At 36.9% G+C, this 11,122-nt stretch carries 14 protein-coding genes and 1 other annotated feature; all 14 genes read right to left on the bottom strand.

The features are described from left to right. Window positions 1-62 precede the first annotated feature (62 nt). Window positions 63-353 carry a 50S ribosomal protein L27 gene (rpmA, locus tag AC2CGR_RS15830; protein WP_000944957.1) on the bottom strand — a complete coding sequence of 97 codons (291 nt, stop codon included), beginning with the start codon at window positions 351-353 and terminating at the stop codon, window positions 63-65. A 3-nt stretch (window positions 354-356) separates the two neighbouring features. After that, window positions 357-701, bottom strand: coding sequence for a ribosomal-processing cysteine protease Prp (locus AC2CGR_RS15825; RefSeq protein ID WP_001973720.1), 345 nt, complete (start codon window positions 699-701; stop codon window positions 357-359). A gap of 11 nt (window positions 702-712) precedes the next feature. Next, window positions 713-1,021, bottom strand: coding sequence for a 50S ribosomal protein L21 (rplU, locus tag AC2CGR_RS15820; protein WP_000270907.1), 309 nt, complete (start codon window positions 1,019-1,021; stop codon window positions 713-715). A gap of 14 nt (window positions 1,022-1,035) precedes the next feature. Beyond that, window positions 1,036-1,113: a sequence feature (ribosomal protein L21 leader region), on the bottom strand. 77 nt (window positions 1,114-1,190) lie between these two features. Next, window positions 1,191-2,579, bottom strand: coding sequence for an Rne/Rng family ribonuclease (locus AC2CGR_RS15815; protein ID WP_087965894.1), 1,389 nt, complete (start codon window positions 2,577-2,579; stop codon window positions 1,191-1,193). Between the two features lie 67 nt (window positions 2,580-2,646). After that, complete coding sequence (spoIVFB, locus tag AC2CGR_RS15810; RefSeq protein ID WP_087965896.1) at window positions 2,647-3,507, bottom strand: stage IV sporulation intramembrane metalloprotease SpoIVFB; 861 nt, start codon at window positions 3,505-3,507, stop codon at window positions 2,647-2,649. Beyond that, window positions 3,500-4,246, bottom strand: coding sequence for a stage IV sporulation protein SpoIVFA (gene spoIVFA / locus AC2CGR_RS15805; RefSeq protein WP_087965898.1), 747 nt, complete (start codon window positions 4,244-4,246; stop codon window positions 3,500-3,502). The genes spoIVFB and spoIVFA overlap by 8 nt, the downstream gene beginning before the upstream one ends. 133 nt (window positions 4,247-4,379) lie before the next feature. Further along, window positions 4,380-5,177, bottom strand: coding sequence for a septum site-determining protein MinD (gene minD / locus AC2CGR_RS15800; RefSeq protein WP_000503310.1), 798 nt, complete (start codon window positions 5,175-5,177; stop codon window positions 4,380-4,382). A gap of 2 nt (window positions 5,178-5,179) precedes the next feature. Continuing rightward, a complete protein-coding gene (gene minC / locus AC2CGR_RS15795) occupies window positions 5,180-5,866 on the bottom strand; it encodes a septum site-determining protein MinC (protein WP_000391517.1) in 687 nt (228 codons plus the stop codon). A gap of 35 nt (window positions 5,867-5,901) precedes the next feature. Beyond that, window positions 5,902-6,447: a rod shape-determining protein MreD gene (gene mreD / locus AC2CGR_RS15790; protein ID WP_087965900.1), complete on the bottom strand. Its 546-nt coding sequence runs from the start codon at window positions 6,445-6,447 to the stop codon at window positions 5,902-5,904. 14 nt (window positions 6,448-6,461) lie between these two features. Continuing rightward, a complete protein-coding gene (gene mreC, locus AC2CGR_RS15785; RefSeq protein ID WP_087965903.1) occupies window positions 6,462-7,313 on the bottom strand; it encodes a rod shape-determining protein MreC in 852 nt (283 codons plus the stop codon). Between the two features lie 41 nt (window positions 7,314-7,354). Beyond that, on the bottom strand, window positions 7,355-8,374 hold the full coding sequence (gene mreB, locus AC2CGR_RS15780; RefSeq protein WP_000466737.1) for a cell shape-determining protein MreB: 1,020 nt from the start codon (window positions 8,372-8,374) through the stop codon (window positions 7,355-7,357). A gap of 157 nt (window positions 8,375-8,531) precedes the next feature. Beyond that, window positions 8,532-9,209: a DNA repair protein RadC gene (gene radC, locus AC2CGR_RS15775; RefSeq protein WP_484480994.1), complete on the bottom strand. Its 678-nt coding sequence runs from the start codon at window positions 9,207-9,209 to the stop codon at window positions 8,532-8,534. 46 nt (window positions 9,210-9,255) lie between these two features. Then, window positions 9,256-9,831 (bottom strand): Maf family protein, encoded by a 576-nt coding sequence (locus AC2CGR_RS15770; RefSeq protein ID WP_087968458.1) that lies wholly within the window; start codon window positions 9,829-9,831, stop codon window positions 9,256-9,258. Window positions 9,832-10,115: 284 nt separating this feature from the next. Beyond that, window positions 10,116-11,078, bottom strand: a complete 963-nt coding sequence (locus tag AC2CGR_RS15765) for a stage II sporulation protein B (protein ID WP_484480993.1) — start codon at window positions 11,076-11,078, stop codon at window positions 10,116-10,118. Window positions 11,079-11,122: the final 44 nt, after the last annotated feature.

The following is an 11,122-nucleotide window of genomic DNA, read 5'->3' as shown; positions in this document are numbered from 1 at the left end:
TAGATACCCCTTAATATAGAAAAACTCTAACCTGCACTCAGGTTAGAGTTTTCCGTGAGTTCTTATGCTTCTTGAGCAACAGGATATACGCTCACTTGTTTGCGGTCACGGCCAAGACGCTCAAAGCGTACTACGCCGTCAACTTTCGCGTATAAAGTGTCATCGCCACCACGACCAACGTTAACACCTGGATAAATTTTTGTACCGCGTTGACGGTAAAGAATTGAACCACCTGAAACCGTTTGACCATCTGCGCGTTTAGCACCAAGACGTTTTGACTGAGAGTCACGACCGTTCTTAGTACTACCTACACCTTTCTTAGATGCGAAAAACTGAAGATCTAATCTTAACATACGTTACACCTCCTGCACTTTTTCTATTAAACGGATATACTTTCCGTAATCAAGTTCGATCGTCTTAAGCGAAACAACCAATCCTTCTAAAAGCGTTTGTGCTTTTTCTGCTGCATGAACGTCTAAATCATTAGGCAATTCATACGTTAAGAATCCGCCATCACTTCCGAGTTCAATAGTTGCCTGCACATTACAAAGTTCTTCCACTGCATTTATAGAACCAAACACAACCGCTGTAGTTCCAGCACAGACAAGATCTTGTCCATGTGGCGCATAATCGGCATGTCCAGTCATTTTAAATGATTGGATACTTCCTAATTTCGTGCGACTTATCGTAATTTTAATCATGTTAACCTGGATTAAGCGTTGATAGCTTCAACAACTAGCTTAGTGTAAGGTTGACGATGACCTTGTTTCTTACGATTGTTCTTTTTCGCTTTGTATTTGAAAACGATGATTTTCTTAGCGCGACCTTGTTTTTCTACTTTCGCAGTAACTGTTGCACCTTCTACAACTGGGCTACCAACTTTAACGTTTTCGCCACCAACGAAAAGAACTTTGTCAAAAGTAACAGTTTCACCAGCTTCAACATCTAATTTTTCAATGTAGATTGCTTGACCAGCTTCAACTTTAATTTGTTTTCCACCTGTTTCGATAATTGCGTACATACTTGCACCTCCTCTTAATTACTAAGACTCGCCAAAAACGAGGTAGACATAAATGCCTTTAGGGAACCTGTCTTGTGCGGTTGTAGCATATAGCCGTTTAGGTGCTATAAACTATAACATAAAGATGTTATCATGAATCATAGACGGTTGTCAATAAATGTTCTGCTAACTATTTTTTCCGCTCTACAATTTCTTTTTTACTTCCAAAACGGATGATTGCATACTTTTCGATCATATCATCTTTGAAATAAATTTCAAATGGAATATTTTTTTGTAATTCTTTTTTCAAAAATTGTTTTTGCAGTTCTTTAGGTGCAGAGATTAATACCGCCTCATCTTCTATATTGCCATATGTAATTAGCTCTCTCTCTAGCTCATACGCAATCGTTTCATATGACATCACATACCCTGTCGCTTTGCACGGTGCACACTCTTCAAGTAATACGTCGCGTAAAGAATGTTTCTTACGTTTACGTGTCATCTCTAAAATCCCTAACTCTGTAAACCCGAGTACTCTTGTATATGTGCGATCATTTTGCATAGCAGCCATGAGACTTTCTCTTACCTTTTCTTTTTCTTCTCTTCTCTTCATATTAATAAAATCAATTAATATCATACCACCGATATCACGCAGTCTTAATTGACGCGCTATCTCTTCAGCCGCCAATTCATTTGTACGAAGAACTGTATCTTGTAAATTCTGTTTGCCAGTAAACTTGCCCGTATTCACATCAATTACAGTCATCGTCTCCATTTGTTCCACAATTAAATAAGCGCCATTCGGGAGCCACACAATTTTTTGAAGTGCTTTCTCAATTTCACGCTCTATTCCAAAATGGTTAAACATTGAAGATTTTTCGTTATAAAAAGATACTTTCTCTTTACCAACTTTTTCTTCTAATTCTTTTACTATACTTCTTGTATCTACAATTACTTTTTCAATTGTTTCAATTGGATTTTCTTGAAATACACGATCTAAAAAGGTTGCCGGTCGATGAAGTAGTAACGGCGCCTTTCCTTGGCCCTCTTTTCTTTTTAACTCTTCATATAACTGCTGTAACCTTTGCATTTCAGCTTGTATTTCTTCAATCTCTCCTTTTTCAGAAGCAGAGCGAAAAATATAACCTCCTGTCCCTTCTACTTCAATTTGGAGTAGTTGTTGCCTTCTTTTATTGTTTTTTATTTTCCGAGAAACCGCACGCATTTCATCATATGGCATATAAACGACATATTTCCCGGTAAATTCTATATTTGCTGTCAATTTCGGCCCTTTCGTATCAATTGCCTCTTTTACAACTTGTACGAGTACCGCTTGTCCTTCATGTATCCGATAAGAAGATGGTACATCATCGTACGAAAGATACGCATGTTTTTCTAAACCTATATTTACAAAAGCTGCGTTCATTCCAGCAATTGTTCTTACGATACGTCCAACATAAATATGCCCAACAATCTCTTGTTCTTCATTTCGTTTCCATAAGAACTCAACAATTTTCTTCTTCTCTTCAATTGCAACGCGTTTTTCCGATCCAGCATAGTTCATATATAACGTTTTCAAAATTCTTTCCTCACTTTATAATCTTCTTTGCTTTTACAATAATAAAAGGTTAGTGCTAACGTCAACACTAACCGATTAATTCTTCAACAGATGAAGTTGTTCGTTTTTCAGTAAAATACGCATAAAGCAATTCATTTTCATCCAATGTGTAATGCTCTTTATATTTTCCATGGACGATAATAGAGTGCTTATACCCTCTACGAAATTTTGTGAAGATTGTATATAAACGATCTTCTGTTTTCACCTCAATTGGTGCAATCTTTTCAATTCCTCTTTTGTTCCCATAATAACGTTCTAATAAAAAACGCATAAAGGCATACCGTCTTTGTTTCCATTCTTGATATAAAGACACCGCTAAAAATATGAGTAGTACCCACATCATAATATTGTTACTATTCCAAAGTAACTGCCATCCTAGTATGACACTAAAAAAAACACATGATAATTTCATCATCTTTTCATGTGCTTGTAAATAAGGAAAACGATATGATAATACGTTAAATAATACTTTTCCACCATCAAGAGGCCAAATAGGTAGTAAATTAAATGCTAAAATAATTATATTATTCCACATAAAGAAATAATATAATTCCGCATCAAGCCAACCAGCTTCAAACAACATATAGCCTACCGCCATCATCCAAATATGTTGAATAGGTCCTGCAATTACGACAACAAGTTCCTCTTTCAATGATTTATTCCCATGTTCCTCAAGCTCAGCCACACCACCAAACGGTAAAAGTTGAATCTTTTTAATACGCCAATTATAGTGTGCCGCTGCAAAAGCATGCCCAAGTTCATGAATAAGAACGATACAAAATAACAGTAGTAACTCTTTAAAACGTGCCGTAAAAATACCAATGACAATAATAACCCAAAACAATGGATGCACTGAAATCTTCGTTAAAACATCTCTATATTTAATCAAATGAAATCACCTGAATCGGATCAATAAATTTTTCATCCTTTTTTATTGCGAAATAAAACTTACCATTTTTATTATTCGCATCATTATTCACTGTTCCAATTTTTTGTTTCTTTGCAACATAATCATATAATTTCACTGACATATCATTTAAATTTGCATACCATGACTCCGTACCATCTGCATGCTGAATTTGAACTGTATTACCAAGTTCCTCTTTTTTGCCTGCAAAAACAACTAGACCTTCATTCACTGACTCAACAGTTGCATTTGTTGCTGTTTGTACAAATACACCTTGGCCATTTTTTTGAAACCCTTGCATCACCTTTCCGGAAGCAGGAATTGCATAATCTTTTTGCTGAATATTCCCTGCTTTTTTCTCATTAGGCGAATAGAACACGAGAGGTTTTCCAAACTGTTTTTCGTACCATTTCGCTACAGTAGCAAACTGAAACTCTTCTTTCATCACTTTTTCTGTAACAGCTTTCGCACCGTCGAAAGGAGCTGGTGCATTCTTATATAAAATAGCGACAGAAAGAACTAATATTGCTGATAACAATACTTTGAAGAAAAACACTTCTTTTCGAAATAAAGGATGAATTTCCTTTTCTCCATCTTCAATAAATACTGTTTCACTATCAAAATTCCCTCCAGCAAAATACTGCTCTTCCTCCATCCTTTCTTGCTCTGCCTTCCTTTTCGCAATCCGTTTTTTAATTTCTTCTACACGTCTATTCTTCATACTGTCTCCCTTCTTTCGTTCAGCTAATTTACATAGAAACAGTTGTATACAGTTTGTACATATGTATGAGCTAGGAAAGGAAGTTATTCGTGTGAAGAAAAAAGAAAGCACTCCGCAAATATGCGAAGTGCTTTTAACGGATCCCAAAGAAGTTTTTCATCTTTGTAAATACCGATACCTTTTCTTGTTCAAATGCTTGTAATGGGACATTCTCACCCAACAAACGTCTTGCAATATTACGATAAGCTAACGCTGCTTTTCCGCTCGGTTGCAACGCTACAGGTTCACCTGTATTTGTAGCACGAATAACTTCATCATCATCTTCGACAACACCAAGAAGCTCGATTGACAATGTACGTACGATTTCATCAACATCTAACATATCCTGTTCATGAAGCATATGACTACGCACACGATTAATAACAAGTTTCGGTGGTTCAATATCCTCTTTTTCTAAAAGCCCGATAATACGATCCGCATCGCGCATTGAGGATACTTCTGGCGTCGTAACAACAATTGCTTTATCCGCACCAGCTACCGCATTTTTAAATCCCTGCTCAATCCCCGCAGGACAATCAATTAATATGTAATCATAATCTTGACGTAATACTTGTATTAATTCATCCATTTGTTCAGGTGTTACCGCTGATTTATCACTCGTTTGGGCTGCAGGTAATAAATAAAGATCATCAAAACGTTTATCTTTAATAAGAGCCTGAGGTAAACGGCAACGCCCTTCAACGACATCAACAAGATCAAATACAATACGATTTTCCAGCCCCATTACTACGTCTAAGTTTCGAAGACCGATATCTGTGTCAATTAAGCACACTTTCTTTCCAGATAACGCTAGGGCTGTACCAATGTTCGCAGACGTTGTAGTTTTACCTACACCGCCTTTTCCAGATGTAATTACTATTGCCTCTCCCACAGCTATACAATTCCCCTTTCTAACTTTGTTAAATTAGGTCTAAGATGAGTGAGAAGTTGCAGTCGATCGACAACAATGTGATTGTTCTCATTAATATACGCACATTCTGCCGCCTCCGCTCCGTCTTCTTTCTCTTCCGGAGCCCGCATTGCCACATCACTAATTCGAAGTTGCATCGGGTTCATAACAGATGCAGCGATTACAGCATCCGAATCCCCATAATACCCAGCATGCGCAATTCCTCTTAATGATCCTACGACAAAAATATTCCCCCCAGCGATAACCGTTCCGCCTGGATTAACATCACCAATTAACAATAAATTTCCTTTTACATGTAAAACTTGTCCAGAGCGAACAATTTTGGAAATAGGGACAATTTCTGTTTCTTCTTTCCAAGCTATTGCTTCCTCTTTCGTTATAACATCACTTTCAATCGAATCCACAACGAGATTCTTTTTATTACGAATTAACGTACGAATCTCTTCTTGTTGGACTTCTGTTAAATAACGATTTCCCACTTTCACATGCACTTCAATTAAAGAGCGTCCATCACCATCATAGTAATGAGTAGAAAGCTTTTCATCCAATTCCTTCAGTAATTCAGAGAATGAACAACAATCATCTAAATGAAGCGTTATCCCGTCTTTTGTCCCTTTTATTGTTACATTTTGTTGCTTTTTTTCTTCCACTAAAGTTCACCCCACCGATTCAATTCGACATAAAATTAGAAAATCCTTTTTTCTTTTTCTTCCATCGCTTTTGAAAGACGCACTAAATATCGTCTCAGTGGGAAACAAACTATCAATAAGAAAATTGCATTCAGCAATAAAGTAGACAGGAGACGATCTGTGAAAAAGACATACGCCGACATATGAGTACGTCCTAACAAAGTTAAAAATCCATACACATAATACTCTAATGCTGCAATGCTAGCTAGTACGATAGAGACAACAATAAATAAATTTAATTGTAGTACTTTCATCACACTATAAACTAAATAAGCTAAGATCGGATACGCAAAAATATATATACCGACAAGTTCTGTGTATACGGTATCAAATAAGAACCCAAATAAAAGTCCGTAATAAATCCCTTGGACCGGACTATAGTACACAGTAATAAAACATAAAACAATTATAAAGAAATGAGGTGCTGCTATACTGTCTTTCCAAAAAACTGCTGTTGGAACAATAGTAGCAAACATATTTTCAAATAGAAAAACAAAAAGGAGCAAAAGAGGAAGAGCTGCTCTTTTTAAAATCTTCATCATCTCTTCTCCCCCTCCTATTCTAATGGCGCTGAAGGCATTGCACGTTTCGCAACTATAACATGCTCTACGTCATTTAAATCAGCGGCAGGTTTTACATAAGCTGTTTTTGTTAAACCATATGGATCCGGCTGAACATCTACGATTTTTCCAATTACAAGACCTTTCGGGAAAATATCACCAAGTCCAGATGTTACAACTAGTTGATCTTTATCTACCTGAGCATCAGAGCCAATCTTTGTGAAAAGGAGTAAGTGCTTTTCTTTGTCATACCCTTCAATCAATCCAAAGATTTTCTCATTTCCTTGTACGATAGCAGAAACACGATTTGTTCGGCTCATAGAGCTTAATAACTCTACTGATGATGTAAACTGAGATACACTTTTCACTCGTCCAACTAAACCTTGTGAAGTTACTACAGCCATATCTTTTTTAATTCCTTGCTGTGCTCCTTTATCAATTCCAACTAAATCGTACCATTTATCTGGATTACGAGAAACGACAGTAGCTGGAATTTCAGTATAATCACTAGGCAACTCTTTTTTACCAGTTAACTCTTGTAACTTCTTTTTATCATCTTCTAATTGCTTTACGTCACCTGATAACTTTGCATAGTTATCTAATTTTGCTTTTAATTCTTTATTCTCTTCATACGTGCGCTTTACATCCTCTACATTTTCGAAGAATCCAGCTACGTATTTCGCTGGCTTTTGGAATACACGTTCTACAACACCGACAGTGTCTTTAACAAACTGCTCTGGCCATGTTAAACTGTTCCGTTCTTTCAATGAGATTCCAATCAATGCCACGAGAAGAATAATACTAACTAACAAAACAATTAATCTTTTGTTTAAGAAAAACTGTGGCACGTTCACACCCTCTTAATTTCATTGATTTTTATTTTGCAATATTATCGAGCAGCAGTTTTGAAAAGATCGATATTGTCTAATGCTTTACCCGTTCCAATTGCTACGCAATCTAATGGGTCTTCTGCAACAAGAACTGGCATATTTGTTTCTTCACTAATCACTTTATCTAAGTTACGTAGTAATGCTCCGCCACCTGTTAATACGATACCACGGTCCATAATGTCTGCCGCTAATTCTGGTGGAGTTTTCTCTAACGTATTTTTAACAGATTCTACAATTGCATCTACTGTATCTTTTAATGCATCTGCAATTTCTTCTGGTTGAATTAGTACTGTTTTTGGTAAACCACTTACTAAATCACGACCGCGAATTTCCATAGGCTCGATACCTTCTGGCTCGCCTGCAGAACCGATTTCTAATTTTAATGCTTCAGCTGTTCTTTCACCAATCATTAAGTTGTAGCTTTTCTTAATGTACTGAATGATTGAATCATCCATATCATCACCAGCAACACGAACTGATTGACTTGTTACAATACCACCTAAAGAAATGATTGCAACTTCTGTAGTACCGCCACCGATATCAACAACCATGCTACCAGTTGGTTCCCAAACAGGTAAGTTCGCACCAATTGCTGCTGCAAATGGCTCTTCAATTGGATAAGCATCACGAGCACCAGCTTGACGAGTTGCATCGATTACTGCACGTCTTTCTACAGCTGTAATACCAGACGGTACACATACCATTACGTATGGTTTACGTGAGAAGAATCCATTTGATTTTTGAGCTTGTTGAATGTAATATTTCATCATTGTTGCTGTCGTTTCGTAATCAGCAATTACACCGTCTTTCATCGGGCGAAGTGCCACAACGTTTCCTGGTGTACGACCAATCATTTGTTTTGCATCGCTACCTACAGCAACGATTTGTTTCGTATCAGTTTGTAACGCTACTACTGAAGGTTCACGTAATACTACACCTTTTCCTTTTACATATACAAGCGTGTTCGCAGTTCCTAAGTCTATTCCAAGATCGCGAGTAAAGCCACCAAATCCAAACATATTATTTATCTTCCTTTCTTGTTTTCACGGACTCATTTTTTCTTACTTTATATTATAAAAACAGTACGTTTTTTATATCTTTATCCTTTTTGTAGATAATTTTCTACAAAAAACTCATAAATCACATTATAAAACAAAATAAGTAAAAAGCATAGTCTTAAATATGACCTTTTTCCTTTAAACTCACGAATTTATGGTCACCTATTATAATATGATCGAGCACTTCAATTCCGATAATTCGGCCGCATTCTACTAAGCGTTTTGTTACTTCAATATCTTCTCGGCTCGGCGCGGGGTCTCCTGAGGGATGGTTATGAAGACATATGATAGAGGCTGCTGCACGGCGAAACGCTTCTTTAAAAACTTCCCTTGGATGTACAATTGATGAGTTTAAACTTCCAATAAAAATCGTTTGCCTATGTATAACTTGATTCTTTGTATTCAAATAGAGACATACAAAATGCTCCTGTTGCAAGAAGCGCATTTCTTCCATCATATATCTGGCGCAATCTTCCGGACTTCGAATGCTGTATCTATTTTGATACTCTAAACGCACCATTCTTCTACCGAGTTCAAAAGCAGCTATAAGCTGCGTTGCCTTTGCAATCCCAACACCATGTATACTGACAAGCTCTTCTAACGTTGCATCTTTCAACATACGTAAACCATCAAAGTGATGTAAAATTTTATCTGATAACTTTAAAACTGTTTCTTCCTTAGAACCTGTTCTCAGTAACACTGCAAGAAGCTCCCGATTTGATAAACTTCCTGCTCCCTCTAACAATAAACGCTCCCGTGGCTGTTCTTCTTTGACAACATCACGAATACCGTTCATTTCTCCACCCCTTTATTTGTTCTCTCAAAGAAAATCCCATGCACTTTTACGCATGGGCTATATCAGTATCAAATTGTTTTAATTCCCGAACGAGACGTGCAATTGGTAGACCGACTACACTATAGTAATCCCCTTGAATATGTTGAACGAAAATAGAACCTTTTCCTTGAATCCCATAGCTTCCTGCTTTATCCAAAGGCTCTTTTGATGCAACGTATGCGTTAATTTCCTCTTCTGTTAATTCCCAAAACGTAACTTCTGTACGCTCGTAAAAAGTGACTGTTTTGTCTTTTGCTATAATTGCAACACCAGTATACACTTCATGTGTTTTCCCTGATAATAATTGCAACATTTCTTTCGCCTCAGCCTCATTAGATGGCTTTCCAAGAATACGCGACTCATATGTAACAATTGTGTCTGCACCTAACACAATATGATCACTGTTATTTTCTGCTACCGCAGATGCTTTTTGCAGAGCAAGGGACATAACAATATCAGAAGGTGATGAATAAGCACCAATCGTTTCTTCTACTTCACTTACAATAATTTCAAATGGTATACCCGCTAACTCAAGTAATTCCTTCCTGCGAGGTGATCCTGAAGCTAAAATAATTTTTTTCATATTTTCTCCTTCCTTTCTCATATGAAGCAGAATCATTTACATCAATCGTATCAAAGGAATAGTTTGTCCACAAATGAAAGAAATATTATTTTCTCTAAACAAAATAATACTTCCTTACTAAAACACGATTATATTCCTGTCATAGAGAAAGTACTTTACTCTAAATTCAAAAGAAAAGAAAGAAGCACCTATACTTCTTCCTTCTTCCTTCTTCCTTCTTCCTTCTTCCTTCTTCCTTCTTCCTTCTTCCTTCTTCCTTCTTCCTTCTTCCTTTCATTATCCTATTATTTCACCTTTTGTGAAACAATTTTTTCGTATGAAAGTATACCATCAATGATAACTTGATTTAATTTCGCCAAAGATTCCTTATCACCTTTTCCATCCTTCACTGTTTGCACAGCTACTGACGTGTACATATACAATTTCTTTGCTTCTTCCTGCTTCATGCTTTTCCCTTCTTTTTCAATCGCTTTCCACTCTTTTTCGATCGCACCTATATCTTTTGCATTACTTTTTTCACTAGCTTGTACGCTAGAAGCATATTTTGCTAAATGAGTATATAATGGCTGTACTTTTGTTAAAAACGCCCCGACTTCTTTATCATCTTTAAGTAACGCTTTATCTGTTATATCCCACTCCTTTTTCAATACGGAGACATTATCATTTTTATACTGCATCATTAATTGGTTTATGCCTTGTTCATCGCTAGCAATACCAACAACTAATGCATACTTATCACCACTCGGTTTTAAGGCTGCTACACCTCCATTACCTTTCCACTCTTCAAGAGCGGCCTGTCCCTTTTCTTCAGAAGAATAAACTCCTCCTTGAACAAAAAATAACTTCATTGGATCTAGTGACGTTCCTGTCTGTGCTTTTGTTTTTTCCTCTTTTGGTGCTGGTGTTTGTTCTGCCGTTCCGTCCACCTTTGATTCTTCATTTCGCACCTGCTTCGAAGTTGTTACTTCGCTTCCCCCTGTCGCACCTTGTCCTTTAAGTAACTGTAGCATTCCCATTCCAAACGCCGTACCAATAATAATCGCAGTTGCAACAATTGCAATTAACGTATTGCTCCACTTCTTTCGCTTTTTTTCCGTAGACGCTACTTTCGCTTTTTGAAACGGAACAACGTTTTTCGGTCTTTCACTTTCTACTACCATCCAGTCAAATTCATCTTTCTTCTTCTCCTCATACTTCGCTTCTGTTCCATTCACTTTCACTGAGATCGTTCGTGATTGCTTGTCCATACACTCACACCTCACCTCTTATCGTTGTCCGCATCATATCATAT

The organism is Bacillus sp. LSHTCR4, assembly GCF_057197025.1.
This window is presented reverse-complemented; position numbering and strand designations above follow the sequence as displayed.